The sequence below is a fragment of the Pseudomonas sp. v388 genome (genome assembly GCF_003935425.1).
Taxonomy (GTDB): domain Bacteria; phylum Pseudomonadota; class Gammaproteobacteria; order Pseudomonadales; family Pseudomonadaceae; genus Aquipseudomonas.
Genome location: NZ_RHQN01000001.1, coordinates 13,444 through 29,743 on the forward strand (window position 1 = coordinate 13,444; position 16,300 = coordinate 29,743).

18 protein-coding genes and 1 pseudogene are annotated in these 16,300 nt (G+C 60.4%); 12 read left to right on the top strand and 7 right to left on the bottom strand.

The window, feature by feature from the left end; all coding sequences use genetic code 11:
- Positions 1–4: 4 nt before the first annotated feature.
- The 5 genes from EGJ27_RS00065 to EGJ27_RS00085 all read right to left on the bottom strand — a co-directional run bounded on the left by EGJ27_RS00065 (position 5) and on the right by EGJ27_RS00085 (position 5,565).
- Entirely contained in the window at positions 5–874 is an 870-nt protein-coding gene (locus tag EGJ27_RS00065) for a CoA ester lyase (RefSeq protein ID WP_125828584.1), read from the bottom strand.
- Positions 875–918: 44 nt separating this feature from the next.
- Entirely contained in the window at positions 919–2,118 is a 1,200-nt protein-coding gene (locus EGJ27_RS00070; protein WP_125828585.1) for a CaiB/BaiF CoA-transferase family protein, read from the bottom strand.
- A 27-nt stretch (positions 2,119–2,145) separates the two neighbouring features.
- The gene (locus EGJ27_RS00075) at positions 2,146–3,495 is read right to left on the bottom strand and encodes an MmgE/PrpD family protein (protein ID WP_125828586.1); all 1,350 of its coding nucleotides are present in this window, start codon (positions 3,493–3,495) and stop codon (positions 2,146–2,148) included.
- Between the two features lie 10 nt (positions 3,496–3,505).
- Positions 3,506–4,669, bottom strand: a complete 1,164-nt coding sequence (locus EGJ27_RS00080; RefSeq protein ID WP_125828587.1) for an acyl-CoA dehydrogenase family protein — start codon at positions 4,667–4,669, stop codon at positions 3,506–3,508.
- A gap of 62 nt (positions 4,670–4,731) precedes the next feature.
- Positions 4,732–5,565, bottom strand: coding sequence for a MaoC family dehydratase N-terminal domain-containing protein (locus EGJ27_RS00085; RefSeq protein ID WP_125828588.1), 834 nt, complete (start codon positions 5,563–5,565; stop codon positions 4,732–4,734).
- 124 nt (positions 5,566–5,689) lie between these two features.
- On the opposite strand from EGJ27_RS00085, the gene EGJ27_RS00090 reads away from it, so the two are divergent.
- The 8 genes and pseudogenes from EGJ27_RS00090 (at position 5,690) to EGJ27_RS00125 (ending at position 11,925) form a co-directional block, all read left to right on the top strand.
- Positions 5,690–6,589, top strand: coding sequence for a LysR family transcriptional regulator (locus EGJ27_RS00090; protein ID WP_125828589.1), 900 nt, complete (start codon positions 5,690–5,692; stop codon positions 6,587–6,589).
- A 142-nt stretch (positions 6,590–6,731) separates the two neighbouring features.
- Positions 6,732–6,954: pseudogene (locus tag EGJ27_RS24980) on the top strand (IS5/IS1182 family transposase); the annotation flags it as partial.
- A 265-nt stretch (positions 6,955–7,219) separates the two neighbouring features.
- On the top strand, positions 7,220–8,407 hold the full coding sequence (gene hmpA, locus EGJ27_RS00100) for an NO-inducible flavohemoprotein (RefSeq protein ID WP_125828590.1): 1,188 nt from the start codon (positions 7,220–7,222) through the stop codon (positions 8,405–8,407).
- Between the two features lie 76 nt (positions 8,408–8,483).
- Positions 8,484–9,575 (top strand): nitronate monooxygenase family protein, encoded by a 1,092-nt coding sequence (locus EGJ27_RS00105; RefSeq protein WP_125828591.1) that lies wholly within the window; start codon positions 8,484–8,486, stop codon positions 9,573–9,575.
- A 115-nt stretch (positions 9,576–9,690) separates the two neighbouring features.
- Positions 9,691–9,978, top strand: coding sequence for a nuclear transport factor 2 family protein (locus tag EGJ27_RS00110; protein WP_125828592.1), 288 nt, complete (start codon positions 9,691–9,693; stop codon positions 9,976–9,978).
- Between the two features lie 376 nt (positions 9,979–10,354).
- Positions 10,355–10,555 (top strand): hypothetical protein, encoded by a 201-nt coding sequence (locus EGJ27_RS00115; protein WP_125828593.1) that lies wholly within the window; start codon positions 10,355–10,357, stop codon positions 10,553–10,555.
- Positions 10,552–11,052, top strand: a complete 501-nt coding sequence (locus EGJ27_RS00120; protein WP_125828594.1) for a lipocalin-like domain-containing protein — start codon at positions 10,552–10,554, stop codon at positions 11,050–11,052. Before EGJ27_RS00115 ends, EGJ27_RS00120 begins: the two co-directional genes overlap by 4 nt.
- 492 nt (positions 11,053–11,544) lie before the next feature.
- Entirely contained in the window at positions 11,545–11,925 is a 381-nt protein-coding gene (locus tag EGJ27_RS00125; protein WP_125828595.1) for a DUF6632 domain-containing protein, read from the top strand.
- Positions 11,926–12,128: 203 nt separating this feature from the next.
- Here EGJ27_RS00125 and EGJ27_RS00130 read toward each other — a convergent pair whose 3' ends face one another.
- Positions 12,129–13,343: an MFS transporter gene (locus EGJ27_RS00130; RefSeq protein ID WP_125828596.1), complete on the bottom strand. Its 1,215-nt coding sequence runs from the start codon at positions 13,341–13,343 to the stop codon at positions 12,129–12,131.
- A gap of 118 nt (positions 13,344–13,461) precedes the next feature.
- Here EGJ27_RS00130 and EGJ27_RS00135 point away from each other — a divergent pair, with 118 nt between their 5' ends.
- From EGJ27_RS00135 to EGJ27_RS00150, 4 genes are all read left to right on the top strand, one after another.
- Positions 13,462–14,070, top strand: coding sequence for a TetR/AcrR family transcriptional regulator (locus EGJ27_RS00135; RefSeq protein WP_125828597.1), 609 nt, complete (start codon positions 13,462–13,464; stop codon positions 14,068–14,070).
- A gap of 268 nt (positions 14,071–14,338) precedes the next feature.
- Complete coding sequence (locus EGJ27_RS00140) at positions 14,339–14,731, top strand: RidA family protein (protein WP_125828598.1); 393 nt, start codon at positions 14,339–14,341, stop codon at positions 14,729–14,731.
- A gap of 177 nt (positions 14,732–14,908) precedes the next feature.
- On the top strand, positions 14,909–15,322 hold the full coding sequence (locus EGJ27_RS00145) for a MerR family transcriptional regulator (RefSeq protein ID WP_125828599.1): 414 nt from the start codon (positions 14,909–14,911) through the stop codon (positions 15,320–15,322).
- Positions 15,273–15,677 (top strand): carboxymuconolactone decarboxylase family protein, encoded by a 405-nt coding sequence (locus EGJ27_RS00150; protein WP_125828600.1) that lies wholly within the window; start codon positions 15,273–15,275, stop codon positions 15,675–15,677. The genes EGJ27_RS00145 and EGJ27_RS00150 overlap by 50 nt, the downstream gene beginning before the upstream one ends.
- A 52-nt stretch (positions 15,678–15,729) precedes the next feature.
- On the opposite strand, the gene EGJ27_RS00155 is transcribed toward EGJ27_RS00150, so the two are convergent.
- The gene (locus EGJ27_RS00155) at positions 15,730–16,095 is read right to left on the bottom strand and encodes a hypothetical protein (protein ID WP_125828601.1); all 366 of its coding nucleotides are present in this window, start codon (positions 16,093–16,095) and stop codon (positions 15,730–15,732) included.
- Positions 16,096–16,300 lie beyond the last annotated feature (205 nt).

The window sequence follows — 16,300 nt, forward strand, 5'->3', positions numbered from 1 at the left end:
AACGCTAGCAGGCCTGGTCTGCATCGCCATGGTTCGACGTCTGCCGACCGTCACCCTCTGCCAGGGCCAGCAAGCGGCGGGCGCGCAGCAAGACCGGCGCGTCGATCATCTGGCCGTCCAGTTGAAACGCACCGGCGCCGTTGGCGGCGGCGCTGGCTGCCACGACCCGGCGCGACCATGCCAGATCGCCTTCGTCGGGGAGCAGGGCGGCGTGAATGACTGGTATTTGCGCCGGATGAATGCACAAGGCACCGCCATAGCCCATGTCATGGGCGTGGCGCACCGCGCGTTGCAGGCCTTCGGGATCGCCGATGGCAGGGTAGACGCCGTCGAGCGGCGGCAGCAGGTTGGCGCCGCGAGAATGCAATTGCACCACCATGCGCGCCTGGTCGAGAACCAGCTGGGCGGCGGCCGTGCCTGGCGTGAGGCTCAGGTCCAGTGCCAGGTCGAGGCTACCGAAGGACAAGCGCTCGACGCCCGAAGCGCCGGCAATCTCCGGAAGCGCCAGTAAGCCTTTCGCGCTTTCGATGATCGGCCAGACAGGTTTGCCAGCCTTCCAGACTGCTGCGACCTGAGCGGCATTCTCCACTTTGGGCAGCAGGACGCCGCCGACACCGGCCTGCTGTGCGCAGAACGCCAGGTCGTCGGGATGCTCGGGATGGTCCGGCGCGTTGACGCGTACCCATACCTGCGCCTGTGGCGTCCGGGTCAAAAACGCGGCGAGATGGTCTCGGGCCTCGCGCTTGAGGGATTCCTCCACGGCATCCTCAAAGTCGACGATAACCACGTCGGCCCCGGCAGCCAGCGCCTTGGCAAAACGTTCGGGCCGGCTTCCGGGAACAAACAGTGCGGAACGGACAAGGGTCCGGGTCATGATACAAGACTCCTGTTTGGCGAATGACGATCGCCGATGCGTGTTCAGATCGCCCCGGAGGCGGCCAAACGTGCCTGCTCCTCGGCAGAGATGCCCAGCTCGCTCAGAAGGCTGCCCGTGTGCTCGCCGAGCGCCGGCACGCCGTCCATGCGCGGCGAAAAGGCCGCGTTATGGCCCGGCGGCAGCAGGGACGGCAGCGGGCCGCTGGGGCTTTCCACTTCGCGCCAGCGATCGCGGGCCTTGAGCTGCGGGTGGTCCCACACGCCCTGCATGTCGTTGACCCGTGCATTGGCGATCTGCGCGTCCTCCAGACGTTGCACCACGTCGTCGACGGTCAGACGCGCGAAGCTGCCGACGATTATCCGGCGCAGTTCGTCGCGGTTCTCCGAACGCTTGAAGTTGGCGCAGAAGCGCTCATCGCTCGCCAGATCAGTATCCAGCAAGACTTTCTCGCAAAAGGCTGCCCATTCACGCTCGTTCTGCAAGCCGAGCATGACCGTGCCGCCGTCTCCGGTGGGAAACGGGCCATAAGGGTAGATCGTCGAATGCGACGCGCCCGCCCGGGCTGGAGGTGGAGCGCCGTTGTATGCGTAATACATCGGGTAGCCCATCCACTCCACCAGACTTTCGAGCATCGAGACATCAATGCGGCTGCCAACACCGGTCTTGTCCCGCAGCATCAGGGCCGACAGCACGCCGGTATAAGCGTACATGCCCGCGGCGATGTCGGCGATCGAGCAGCCGGCCTTGGCCATCTGCTCGTCGCCGGGGCCGCCGGTGACCGAAAGGAAACCGCCTTCACTCTGGATCAATAGGTCGTAGGCCTTTTTCTTTTCATAAGGGCCGCCTTCGCCGTAGCCGGAAATGTCGCATACGATCAGGCGCGGATAGCGCTCATGCAGCGTGTCGAAGGACAGCCCCATGCGTGCCGACGCGCCGGGCGCCAGGTTCTGCACCAGCACGTCGGCCTTGGCGATCAACGCGTCGAGGATCGCCCCGGCACTGTCCTGTTTGAGGTCCAGGGTCAGGCTTTCCTTGGAGCGATTGGTCCACACGAAATGCGAGGCCAGGCCGTCGACCCGCTGGTCGTAACCGCGGGCAAAATCCCCGCTGCCGGGGCGTTCGATCTTGATGACACGGGCGCCGAGGTCGGCCAGCTGACGCGTGCAGAAGGGGGCTGCGATGGCGTGTTCCAGACTGATGACCGTGATGCCGTCCAGAGGACGTGGGTTGGAATGATTCATGGGTTCACCTATGCGCTCGGGCGCGTGTCAGATCAGATCGCTGAGCGTTTGCGCGTCGCGCAGCTGCCAGACCTTGTCGATCAATTGCCTGCCCTGTTCCGGGGTGCGAGCGCCGGAGAACGCCAACAGTCGCTGGAATTTTTCCTCCAGTTCGCGGCGCGACAAGGTGTTGCCTGGATCGCCCTTGGGATCGTCGATGGCCGCGGTCAGCGTGCGGCCGTCGGTTGTGGTCACGGTGACGCGGCCCAGCCAGCGTGCCGGATAGGCTGCGTCGACCTGCGGATCAAGCTCCATTGCGACCTTCTCGCGGAATGCATCCACTCGGGTATCCGTCAGGGCCAGGTCGCGGAATTCGATCAGTTGGGCGCTGCGGTGCACCGCGATCAGCCCCAACACCGTGCCCATGGAGAATTTCGCCTGATGCACGGTGCTCGGTTTCACCACCCGACCCAGCACATCGATGGCGCCCTGATGCACGCGAGCCGTCACTGTTGCGATCTGCTCGTGGCCCAGCCCCTCGCGTTGCATCAGTTCCAGCAGCGCATCGGCGGCGGGATGGGTGTGGCGACATGAGGCGTGAAACTTGAACGAGGTTTCGGCCAGTGCCCAGCGGCTGCCCAGCCGATCCGAGAGCTTTGCGGGGTCGGCGTCGCTGGACATGCCGGCCGCCATCCCCTGATCGCCTTCGAGAATGTTGCGCGCACCGGTCAGGCCGTCCTGGGTCATGTAGGCAGCCAGCACGCCATCGGCAGCGGCCTTGGCAGTATGCAGCTGTTTGGAATCGGCGGCATCGCGCAGAAACTCCCAGAGGCCGGCCGCCTGGGTGCCGGCGGTGCCCAACAGATTGATAAACTGCTCCTTGTCGAAATTCAGCAGCTTGCCCACGCCGACAGCCGCTGCCAGGGTTCCAACCGTGGCTGTGGTGTGGAAAATCCGGTAGTGCGAGCGGCCGAGGAATTCGCCGATGCGAATGCCCGCCTCATAGCCGGCGACCGAGGCGACCAGCAGGTCCTTGCCGGATTTGTCCAGATCCTGCGCGGCCGCCAGGACCGCGGAAAAGACCACGGTCGCCGGGTGCAGCACCGAGCTGTTGTGCAAGTCGTCCTGCTCAACCAGATGGGAGGCCGCGCCGTTGACCAGCGCGGCAAAGTACGGCGTGGTGCCGCGCCCGCTGACCAGAATCCGCGCAGCACCTTCGGCCGGACCCATGCGCTGGGCGTAGCGTTCGAACAACGGAATCGGACGGGCGCCCTGGCTGGCGAGCGCAGAACCGATCCAGTCCAGAAACAGGTCCTCGGTGCGGTCCAGCACGCCGGCCGGAATCTGTGAGTAATGCAGGTCGGCGAGAAAGGTCGCCAAGGCATCGGTGTGGTACATGGGCGTGCCCTCAGAAGCTGCGCGGCAGTTCAAGCAAGTGCTCGGCGACGTAGGAAAGGATCAGGTTGGTTGAGATCGGCGCGACCTGGTAGAGGCGGGTCTCGCGGAATTTGCGTTCCACGTCATACTCGCAGGCGAAGCCAAAACCGCCATGGGTCTGCAGGCAGGCGTTGGCGGCCTCCCAGGAAGCCTTGGCCGCCAGGTACTTGGCCATGTTGGCGCTGGCCCCGGCGTTTTTGCCGCTGTCGTATTCCTCGCAGGCGCGCCAGCGCATCAGGTCGGCTGCCTCGATTTCGATGTGTGCCTCGGCAATCGGGAACTGCACGCCCTGGTTTTGCCCGATCGGCCGCCCGAACACCACGCGGTCACGTGCATAGGCGCTGGCTTTCTCGACAAACCAGCGACCGTCGCCGATGCACTCGGCTGCGATCAGGGTCCGCTCGGCGTTCAGACCGTCAAGAATGTATTTAAAGCCTTTGCCTTCTTCGCCGATCAGACTGTCGGCCGGCAGTTCGAGATTGTCGAAGAACAACTCGTTGGTTTCGTGATTGACCATGTTGGCGATGGGTTGAACGGTCAGCCCCTTGCCAATGGCTTCACGCAGGTCAACCAGAAAGATCGACATGCCTTCGGATTTCTTCTTCACCTCTGCCAGCGGCGTGGTCCGAGCGAGCAGGATCATCAGGTCCGAGTGCTGGATTCTGGAAATCCAGACTTTCTGGCCGTTGATCACGTACTTGTCGCCTTGTCTGACAGCCGTGGTCTTGATCTTGGTGGTGTCGGTGCCGGTGGTCGGCTCGGTCACGCCCATCGACTGCAGGCGCAATTCGCCGCTGGCGAGCTTGGGCAGGTAATGGCGTTTCTGCTCTTCGCTGCCGTGACGCAGCAGCGTGAACATGTTGTACATCTGGCCGTGCACGGTTCCGGAATTACCGCCGCAGGCATTCACCTCTTCGAGGATGACCGACGCTTGCGCCAGGCCCAGACCCGAACCGCCATACTCGGCGGGAATCATCGCCGACAGCCAGCCAGCGTCGGTCAGGGCTTTGACGAAGTCTTCGGGGAAACCTTTTTCTTCATCAATCCTGCGCCAGTATGCGGCGTCGAAACCCGCACACAGCGCACGCACGCCTTCGCGGATGGCATTGAGGTCTTCATCTTCATACGGATTCATGGTCGATTCTCTGGGTCAGCCGCACCACAGGGACCCGGCGGTGCGTTCACGGTTGGAAGCGGTCAGTCGAAAGTGACGTCGGCGCTCTGGGCGATGCCCGCTTCATTGCCGGCCCACAGGCGGGCCTTGCCGGGCTCTACGACACGACCGCCGACTTCAAAATGCGCAGGCAGGTTCAGCGGGCGCACGCCGCGGTAGGCGAAGTGCCGGACGCGCTTGTCTGGATTGGCGCGAATGAACGCCCTCAGACTCAAGGTGGCGATCAGTGGGCCGTGCACCACCAGGTCCGAGTAGCCCTCGGTTGCCGTCACATAGGGAAAGTCGTAGTGGATGCGATGACCGTTGAAGGTGACCGCGGAATAGCGGAACAACAGGGTTGGGGTCGGAGCGATGCTTTCGGACCATTCGCCGTCGTCGGGCAATGCATCGCTGGCCAGTTTGGGCGAACTGGGTTCCCGATAGACGATGTCCTGCTCCTCGCGCACGCAGAGCTGGCCGTGCTGGGCATAGTCGTGACGCACCGTGACGAACAACAGCGAGCCGGTGCGACCGTGTTTTTCTTCGACGTGCGTAATGGTGGACACGCATTCTGCCGCGACACCTACCAGAAGCGGCTCGATGAACTGCACCCGGCCACCGGCCCACATGCGATTACGGTTCGCGGCAGGGGGCAGGAAACCGCCACGGGCCGGATGCCCGTCCTCGCCCAGCCCGGTTTCGGCGACCGGCTCCTGGAAAAAACACCACTGCCACAGTGGCGGCAAAGGCTGTCCGTCGTCAGGCGCGGGCTCGCCGAACGTGGCGGCAACCCGCTTGATCAGATTGCGGCTGAAAACGTCCTGGGCCTGCTGCGTTCTGCCAATCCAGGCAGTCGGATCCGATGGCGAATCATTCATGGCGTGCGGTCTCCGCGTCGTTGTTATGCGCGGATCATGCGAGAGGCTTGGCATTCTGAGAATTTACATTTGCATAAGACCGCGTTCAGATATGCTGAACGCCCAAGCATCGTTGGAGACGCCCATGCATTTCGACCTGGCTGATCTGCGCCTTTTCATCCATATCGGAGAATCGCCGAGCCTGACCCAGGGCGCACGCCGGGCATTTCTCTCGCCGGCTGCCGCCAGTGCCAGGATCAAGGCGCTGGAGGGCCAGCTCGACACCCGGCTGCTGTACAGGGACAGTCGCGGCGTCGAGCTGACGCCCGCCGGGCATAAACTGCTCAGGCACGCCCGGCTGATCATGAGCCAGGTCGACTATCTCAAGGCCGAGTTCACACACATGGGGTCCGATTCGGTCGGGCATATCCGCATTTTCGCCAACACGACGGCGGTCACGGAATTCCTGCCCGAGGTGCTGGCGGGTTTTCTCGCCAGGCGGCCCGGTGTCACCGTCGACCTCCAGGAGCGGCTGTCGCGTGACATTGTGCGGGGTGTGCTGGACGGCAGCACCGACATGGGTATCATCGCCGGGCCGGTGCAGGCCGCGGGTCTTCAGGTTCTTCACTTCAGCACCGACCGGCTGGTGCTGATCGTGCCTGTAGGGCATGAACTGGCGACCCGCAAGACCGTCACGCTGAAACAGACCTTGGCGTTTCAGCACATCGGCCTGCACGAAGGCAGCACGCTGCTGAGTTTTCTGCGCGATCATGTCGAAAAGCTGGGCGAGAGCCTGTCCCTGCGTATTCAGGTCTCAAGCTTTGAAGCGGTGTGCCGGATGGTCGAGGCGGGGGTGGGCATCGGCATCATTCCCGAATCGGCAGCCACAAGGCACAGCCGGACGCTGCAACTCGTCACTATCGATCTCGACGAACCCTGGGCCGTGCGCGAGCGCAGCATTCTGGTACGCGAACTCGAAGCGCTGCCGGGTACGGTCAGAGCGCTGATCGCTACCCTGATGCCCGCCACTTCTGCGGTGCCTTGAGCCGCACGATCAGCCCGCGCAGTCAGCAACCGCCCGGTGCTCTGGGCGATCATCCGGACCAGAAAACAGCTCAAGCCGAACGCCGCCAACCTGAAGGGAAGCATCACGTAACCCATGGTTTCGCCACCCCAGTGGGCGATGACCTAACCGCTGCGGATGGGCGCGGGCCTTCAAGAACCAGCGCTCACATGTCACGAAAGCCGACACCATCATCTTTCGATCCTCGCAAACCGACTGCGCTACTTGCTCAATGAAAGAACGCTGCTGCCCGAGGACTCCATTTAGAAAAAATCCCACGGAGCCTCCATGAAGCGGCGCGCGATATTGCTCGGCGCATCGCCGCGACACCTCAATACATGCGCTCTAACGCGTAGTGGGAAGCGGGGTGGCGCCATCCGCGGTTGTCATCTTCGGTTTAGTGAAAGAACCGCAGTGTTCTGATGTCGATTCCAGAGCTCCCATAGGGCGCTTTACACAACTGAGTCTAAATGACTCTTCCCATTGCGCTAGAGTCATTCTGACCCGAGTCTTAATGACCCATGGACTCGCGAAGTGTCCGGTTTACGGGGGTTTTGCATATGGCACATTCGTTGCTCAGTCGTTAGCACTGACTGAGTTATCGGAGTTCATATGCTCACCCCATCGCAACGCGACATCATCAAGGCGACAGTCCCGGTTTTGGAAACAGGCGGCGAGGCGCTCACGACCCACTTCTACAACATCATGCTGGCCGAGCACCCGGAGGTGCGGCCGTTGTTCAATCAGGCGCATCAGGCCAACGGGGCGCAGCCGCGTGCGCTTGCCAACGGTGTGTTGATGTACGCCAGAAATATTGACCGCCTGGAGAACCTCGGGCCGCTCGCGGGCCAGATCGTGAACAAGCACGTGGCGCTGCAGATCCTTCCCGAGCATTACCCGATTGTCGGCGCCTGTCTGCTGCGCGCCATCCGGGAAGTGCTGGGAGCTGAGACGGCCACGGATGAAGTGATTGACGCGTGGGCAGCCGCTTATCAGCAACTCGCCGACATCTTGATCGACGCCGAAGAGGGGATGTACGAGAGCATCGCCTCGGCGCCAGGCGGCTGGCGAGGCGGGCGACAGTTCAAAGTGGCCTGCAAGATCCCTGAAAGCAGTGAGATTACGTCGTTTTACCTCGAGCCGGTCGACGGCAAGCCGGTCGTGGCGCACAAGGCGGGCCAGTACATTGGCGTTCGTCTAAACATCAACGGTGCGGAAGTCCGGAGAAATTATTCGCTGTCAGCGCCTTCTTCGGGGGCTGGCTATCGCATCAGCGTCAAGCGCGAGCGAGGTGGCGTTGCCTCCAATTATCTCCACGATCAGGTCGCGGCCGGGTCAGTGCTTGAGCTGTTTCCGCCTGCCGGTAACTTCACGCTGACCGACGGGACCAAGCCGCTCGTGCTGATCAGCGGCGGCGTCGGCATCACTCCAACGCTTGCAATGGCCGAAACGGCACTTGAGGCTGGTAACCGCCCGGTCGTGTTTATTCACTACGCTCGTAATGCCGAAGCGCAGGGCTTTCAGGGCGTGCTGGAAAACTGGCAGCGACGCTATCCGCTATTCAAGGCGTATGTGGTTCACAACCAAGCCGGCACCCATGCCGGGACTTACCCAAATGCCATTGGCCTGCCGTCTATAGAGCATCTGAAGCAGTGGCTACCCGCTGACAGAGATCAGGACGTCTACTTCCTGGGCCCTAAGCTTTTCATGGCGTTTATGAAGCGGTCGCTGCATGAGCTGCAAGTGCCTGAAGATCAGACGCACTATGAATTCTTCGGTCCCGCCGAAGCGCTGGTTTAGCAACTCTTGAAATGGCGTCCGGGAGCCGCTGGTGGCGCCATTGACCGAAACTCACGACGCGTAAGGTAGGTGAATTATGCCGAAACACGGATTATTGCCTTTGCTGGGTATCGAATACCCCATCATCCAGGCGCCCATGGTGGGCGTCTCGACGCCCAGGCTGGCCGCAGCGGTTTCGAATGCCGGTGGGCTGGGCTCTATCGGTCTGGGTGCCAGTAACGTCGATCAGGGGCGCGACTTGATCAGGCAGACAAGAGCGCTTACCGCAAAGCCGTTCAACGTCAATATGTTTTGCCACCGTCCGGCAACCTTCGATCAGGCGAGAAACGATGCCTGGCTGGCGCACATAGCGTCTGCCTTCGCCGAGTTTGAAGCGGTCGCGCCCTCAACGTTAAGGGAGATCTACACAAGTTTCGTTGACGATCAAGCGATGTTGGCAATGCTGCTGGAAGAGCGGCCTCCCGTCGTCAGCTTCCATTTTGGCATGCCTTCTCGGGCCTGGATCGCGGAGCTTAACGCAGCAGGTATTTTCACCATCGGATGCGCCACGTCGCTGCATGAAGCGAGAGAACTTGAACACGCCGGTATCCGGGCAATCGTCGCCCAGGGTTATGAGGCTGGCGGCCATCGAGGCGTGTTCGATGATTCGCCGGGCCAGGACCACCAGATGGGTCTATTCGCTCTCTTACGTATTGTCACTCGGGAAGTGGATGTGCCGGTGATTGCCGCAGGAGGCATCATGGACGGCGCCGGCATTGAAGCTGCCATGATGCTTGGCGCGAGCGGTTGTCAGTTGGGCACAGCGTTCATTCTGTGCCCTGAGTCGTCCGCGACCCAAGAACACCGAGAGACTCTGAAGACCGCCAAAGCTCATGAGACACGCGTCACCAGTTACATCTCGGGACGGCCCGCCCGTGGGATTGCCAATCGGCTTTACCTGGATTCCCACCTCGAAAAGATCCCGCTCCCGGCTGAATACCCGCTCGCCTACGACGTGGCCAAGGCCTTGCACGCCGCTGCCAGCGCCAAAGGTTGCCACGATTTTGCTGCTCAATGGGCAGGTCAAGGCGCCCCGCTGGCCAGAGAATTACCGGCAGCAGTTCTTCTGCAAACGCTTGTCCAGGAGATGCGCACCGCATCGACTCTGATCGCTGAAAAAGGTAACTGATATGCCGCTGCTCAAAATTGATGTACGGGAAGTCGCCAATACGCAAGCCGTTCAAAGGCTCGCAGCCAGCCAGCTCGTAACGGTATCGTGAGCTGGGTTTGAAGGAGGATGCATCATGAACAGCCAGGTTTTCGTAGCGGTGCATGCGCTGTTGTGCCGCTTCTTCGCGGCGTTTGATAAACGAGACTGGGAGGCTATGAGCGGTTGCCTGGCCGGCAAAGTCTTCGTCGACTATTTGTCATCGGGTCGAGAACCCCCTGGATTCATGACCCGAGAGGCGTTTGTAACCAACCGCATGACAGCGGTCGACAACCTGAAAAAGCAGCACAGTTTTTCCAACCTCGTCGTCAAGGATTCTTCCAATGACCATCGCGTCGGGGCGAGCTGCAATTACCTTATTTGAGGTTCGATCCGTTCAAGCGGCCGCGGAAATCAGCGCCATGCGGAAGGCGCCTTGTTGCTGACGACCTGCGACGAGGTTCCGGTCAGATGGACGATCCTGCGTCGGTTCGCGACTCGGCGTCCATCTGAGCGTATGTTCCAGTGGAATCACCCACTCTCGTCAACGTCTCCTCTTGTGCGATTTACCGGGCGTTCCCTGCGATTGCAGCTTATACCGCTTCAAAAGGCGCGCAGGCCCAGCTGATGAGAGAGTTCGGCGTTGAAATAGTGATGTCGCTCATTGGTGAATTTATCTAACCAGCCTATCCAGGCGCGTGCGGCTTATTCCTGGCATTTGATGACCGTACACTGCGGCCGATCTCAGGAGGAGCATCACGATGAAAACACGCATCGACATCGACATCGACATTGTCGGGCCAGGGCCTGGCGTTGCGGGAATTGCTGCGAACTGCGCGCATCCAGGACGCCTGATCGCACCGGGCAGTACGGCGTACGCGAATATCCATCGCGCTTCGCCCGCCCGGCTGGAGGGTCTGCTGGCACATAAAGCGCTGAAACTGACGACGGACACGTTATGAAAAGGCTCGCCGCAATGTTGCTCGCGACCTTGAGCGTCGTCGGGTGCAGCCACGCCATGCCTCCTTCCGCGACCCCGAACCAGCTGGCGGGTACCTGGCGCATGATTTCCGCCACGTTGGAACGCGACGGTAAGATTGAGCAGCCCTATGGTGATAATCCTCAAGGCATGCTTGTTTTCACTGCCGACATGCATTTTGTCGAGGTATTAACCAATGGTCAGACCCCGCATTTTGGTTCCAACGCACGCGGCGGCGGCACCGATGACGAAAACAGGCGCGCCATGGCATCGAGTATTGGATTCTTCGGCACCTACACAGTGAACGAACAAGGCCATTTTTCAGGCAATCGCGTTGAGGGCGCGACGTTTCCCAACTGGGTGGGCGCTGTTCGGACGGAACGCGATCTGCAGCTCAGGGTGGAAGGGGAGCGAATGTACGAAACGTTCATTCGCCCGGATGGCGGACGAGTCACCGCAGAATTCATGCGGGTTCGATAGCAATGCCCAGCTAGTGGGCCCCCGAAAGCCACAACGGCACGACGTTGCACGCTCTACTGCGGGGCACCGGTGGCGCGCTGGACACTGGCACAGTCATCCTGGCTGAGGCGGGGCTTCTTAAATCATCGGGCAACCGGGCATTGCGAGCACATGGAGGCTTTACGGGATGCAGATCAGCCTGATGCACACCCTCAGTCGTCAGTCGGCGAAATGTGCATAGTCCGCAGCCGGGTGTCGCCACTGGCTAACGACCAGAGGCGACTGGTGGGCGGGGCGACATCTGATGAGTAGCTATGCTTGGTTTACCGCCCGAACTGATTGAGCAGATTGGGCTTGCCGTGCATGGTATTCAACCCCTTCAGCGGTCACCCGAATGTCGGGATGCCCGGGCTGGTCAGCAATAAACTACTCCACAAAGAATGTTTGCGCCCAGTCAGTGAACGCATCAACACCCCCACTGGGGGAGCGTAGAGGCCCCGAGAGGAGTCCACCATGACCGTAGTCGATAGACTCAAGTATTTGCGCGTCGTTTTGGTTCTAGCTGGCCTTGCATGCCTTGCTCTCTACCCGCTTATGGTGTTCTGGCCATCCGGCTGGGCCTGGCACGTCGGTCACTCGGACTACCCGATGATGATCGTTGGCATCTACGCCACATTGGGCGTGTTCCTGATCCTGGCCGCACGTCATCCATTAGCCAATCTGAGCCTGATCTGGTTCACCGTTTGGTCCAGCGCCGTACATGGAGGAATCATGGCTGTCCAGGCGATCACCCAGCCGGGGCAAATGGGGCACTTGGCGGGTGACGTGCCGGCGCTGTTCATCGTGGCAGTTGCCTTGGCCATCTTGACGCCACGCTCACATTCGACTGCTTAACCCCGGATCAACAACGGGGCCTGAAATCAGACCTGATTACCGGTAAAACCGCTGGGGAGCACAGATTCCTCTTGCGCCATTTCGATTGCCTGTTGCGACGCAGCTCAAGCGGACGCGCCCGTTATAAAGGCCGCCGCAAGGGCGAGGGAGCGTGCAAATGACTTCATGTGATTTTCCATGGATTGGGTAGGGATGAGGACAGTTCAACGGCTCGCCTGAGCGCGGCGGCCCGGCGGAAAGGCGAAGCGACGTGCTGCCAGAGCTATGGCGAAAGAGGCCGAGGCGAGCGCGGCGACTACGGGTGGCAGCATCGGCGTGCCTCCATTGGTAAGCAGAGTTCCGCCGAGAAAACCACCGGCTGCGATTGCAAGGTTCCAGGCAGTGGTCACCATTGCTTGTGCCAAATCCACCCCGTCGCCGGCCGCATCCGCCGAGGCAGTCTGCATCATTGCGCCGGCCCCGCCGAAGCCCAGGCCCCAGATCACGGCACCGGCGTAGACGGCGATGCTCTGGTCCCCGGCGACAGCAAGAAAGGTGGCGGTAACCGCGAACGATCCAATCGCGATGAGCACCATCCGGCGCAACATCCGATCCACCCACCGTCCGACAATCCAGATTCCAATGAGCGAGCTGATGCCGAAGGTCAGCAGGACGAGGTCCACACGTGCTTCGGCAGCCGTTGAGAATGGGGCAATGTAGGTGTAGAGGATGTTGTGTGCTGTCATCCAGGTCAGAATGACGAGCAGGATCGGCATGACGCCTTTCGTCCCGAGAACTCGAAGAAGGGAGGGTCGATCATCGCCCGTTCGGCCGGGAGCATCGGGTACTTTTGCGATGATCCAACCAACCAGCAGGACACCCAGCGTCGACAGAGTCAGGAATGCCCCGCGCCATCCGACCAGGCTCCCCAGAAACGTCCCCAAAGGAACACCTAGCGAAAGCGCCAAGGGCACACCAACCATGGCAATCGCCATTGCCGGCCCTGTCTGGTCGGGGCGTACGATGCTTCGCGCGTAGCCGGCCAGTATCCCCCAGGCGAGTCCGGCTGCGCAGCCTGCGATGAACCGCGCGACCAATACGACGCCGACCGAGTCCGCCAGTCCCGTCAGCGTGTTTCCAAGCACGAAGCATATGATCGTCGCGAGTAGCACGGACCTTCGTCTAAAGCCTTGCGTCAGACTGGTGAGCGGAATCGCAGCCAGCAGCGACCCCAGCGCGTAGACGGTAACGAGCTGCCCGGCGACGGCTTCAGAGACACTGAGACCAGAGGCGATCTGTGGCAACAGGCCGGCGGGAAGCGTTTCGGTGACGATGCACAGGAAGCCGCTGGCCGCCAGGCCGGACAGCGCCGCGGTCGGCAGAGTAGAGCCTGACTTGGGTTTTCCTATGGAGAGGCTGGGGGATGGGGAAGGCTGCATGGTTTTCCTTGTGAGGGTGGTAGCACCGGGTCTTCGGGTGCGGCGATGGGAGAAGGTGGTTATTTACGTTATAGGTCACTATATTATTGGGTATCCATATGGGTAAAGGAATTTTGTAATGGTTGTTAATGAAATTAAGAGATCGCGTGGACGGCCGCGTGAGTTTTCGCTTGAGGACGCCGTCCAGGTCGGACAGGATTTGTTTCACGAGCACGGCTATGAGAACGTCAGCGTGGCCACGCTGACTGAGGCAATCGGGATCACAGCGCCCAGCTTCTATAGTGCTTTCGGAAGTAAAGGGGCTTTTTTCAGAGATGCGTTGCAGCACTACTCGGCCACGGTGGTGCCACTGGACCGCTTCCTGACCCCCGGCAATTCGCCTCAGGCGGCGCTCAGAGATATGTTGACGGCTGCGGCGCGAGCCTACGCTGCGCATCCTCGGCGACGCGGCTGTTTTATTTTGGAACACGCCAAGGCCGGAACCACCGATTGGGGCAGCGAGGCCTCAAAAAAAGCAGGGCAAAACCGCGAGCGGATGCTTTCTTTTCTCAAGTCATCCGGCACGCCAAGGCCTGCGCTCATTGCGGATTACGTCTCGGTAACAATGCTCGGGCTATCGGCCGCTGCGCGTGAAGGATGGCAGGAGAGCAGGCTGATTGACGTCGCTGAGACCTCAGCGCGTGTGCTCGATCAGATGATGGGGTGTGAAGCGCAACGCAGTCACTGACGTGAAGAATGTCGGCAGCGAGATCAGGACCGGAAGCGGGCGTGGAACACGATGAAAGGCAAGGGCAGCACGGATGAAACCTCGCTGCAGAGCGAAGCCGCTGGACCGGTAGTCGATGACACGCATGCACAAAAGTAGCCCTTTGTTCGTAAGCGTGCGCCTGACACACCTGCCGGGTTCGATTGATTAGTGAGGCGTGACCGGATTGGACGGCGCTCTGGCACTTGGGTTAGGTTTCATATCCGTTTATATCCTGGGCTCCACGACCATGACTGATCGTCAGATCATCGTTCCAGACGGCATGAAATTGCTCTGCGACCAAGCGGGTTATGCGCCAGCTGTAAAAGTAGGAAAGACGCTCTACTGCGCCGGTCAGGTAGGCCGGACACCGGAACTATCGGTGATCGATGATCCCGAGCAGCAGTTTTTGGCAGCTTGGGAGAATCTACGGCTGGTTCTGACGGCTGGTGGCTGCCGGTTTGAAGATGTCGTCGAAATGACGACGTATCACGTCGATATGCAAACCCACATGCCTGTCTTCAGACGAGTGAAGGATCGAGTCTTCCCCCGGAGCACTTGTGCATGGACATGCATAGGTGTCAGTGAACTGGCTCGACCGGGCCTGCTCGTGGAGATCAAATGCATCGCCGTGCAGCGATAATTTTTAAAATACGCACGTAAATACATAAATCCTCGATGCGCGCTCGGGCGGCAACCAGCGTCGGCCTTTTGCCTGTGCCTTCCTGATACGACATTGTTTCAAGCAAGCATGGAATACGCTTGACTTAGAGTGCGCTCTAAGTCGTAACGTGTTCATTGTCTGGACGAGAAGGCATATATGAAGATAGGTGAATTGGCAAAGCGCTCAGGGTTTTCTGCTCATACGATCCGCTATTACGAACGGATCGGGTTGCTACCCTGTGCCGAGCGTGACAGTTCGGGCCAGCGTGACTATGACGCCTCCATCCTGATCTGGATCGAATTTCTTGGACGCCTGAAAACCACCGGGATGCCGATCCGGGACATGGTGCGTTACGCGACTCTGCGCGAGCGCGGTGTTGAAACGCACGCCGAGCGCCGCGCGATGCTTGAACAACACCGTGAGTCTGTACGGGCCCATGCCAACGACCTCGCCGCCTGCCTGCTCGTCCTCGACACCAAGATCTCCGGGTATATCGATCAAGCACAGAGGATTAACGGTTATGACACACCACCACCCGCTGGAAAACGAAAGTCGCCTGGAGCGAGGTAAGCGCGCTCTTGCTGAGATTGATGGCGAAGCCGGACAGAAAGTCGTCGCCGCGCTCGCAAACATCGCTCCAGATTTTGCGACCTACCTGTTCGAGTTTCCTTTTGGGGATATTTACTCACGGCCCGGTTTGAGTCTGCGCGATCGTGAAATTGCGACGGTTGCCGCGCTGGCGGCGATGGGCACTGCCACCCCTCAACTGAAGGTGCACATCGAGGCAGCTTTGAATGTTGGGCTGTCACGGGAGGAAATCACAGAAATCCTGATGCAGATGGCGGTCTATGCGGGCTTTCCTGCTGCGCTCAATGGCCTTTTTGCTGCCAAAGAGGTGTTTATGAACAGGGCGGATTGCCCATAAACGTCGGTCCGCATAGTCATGGGGCACTTGTTTTGGTCAAGCGTCGTCGACGCTAATCGACGAGCTCGACATAGCTCGAGTCCCCACCTCCGGTTGCACCGGACAACCATCCCCAGACAAACGACAGGGTGGTGCGCCCAGCCCCATCGACGCCCACTCTGCCGCGCGACCAGCCTGAGAGAAGCTCGCCGTCTGTGGTCAGACAGTGGTAGAGAAGTTCGATGGTGTCTGGCCCTGTGATACGTCCTACCTGATTACCAATACGAATCCGACCTCCTTGGTAAGTGCTCGTTATGGCGCCTTCCTCGACCTGGTAATGAAACACAGTACCGGCGCCGGATAAGCCCTGGGTGTTGTTTGCCACCGAAAAGCGGCGACCATTCAGCCGTTCGCTGGTCTGCAGATTTACAGATTGCATAGAGATTGGGTCCTTTCATGTGATGGGTTGCGTTCCTGCGGCCGCTTCATCCTGGCCATTTGTTGCCCGTCCGGCTGGAAGACGAGGCTGTCCGCCTGGCTACGAGCTGATAGCTGCGTGGCACCCTCGTTCGGATTCAAACCCGTTGATCAATTGGCTGGTGGATTTGCTGGCGGGCTGAATGCGCCTTGCCCACGATAAGACG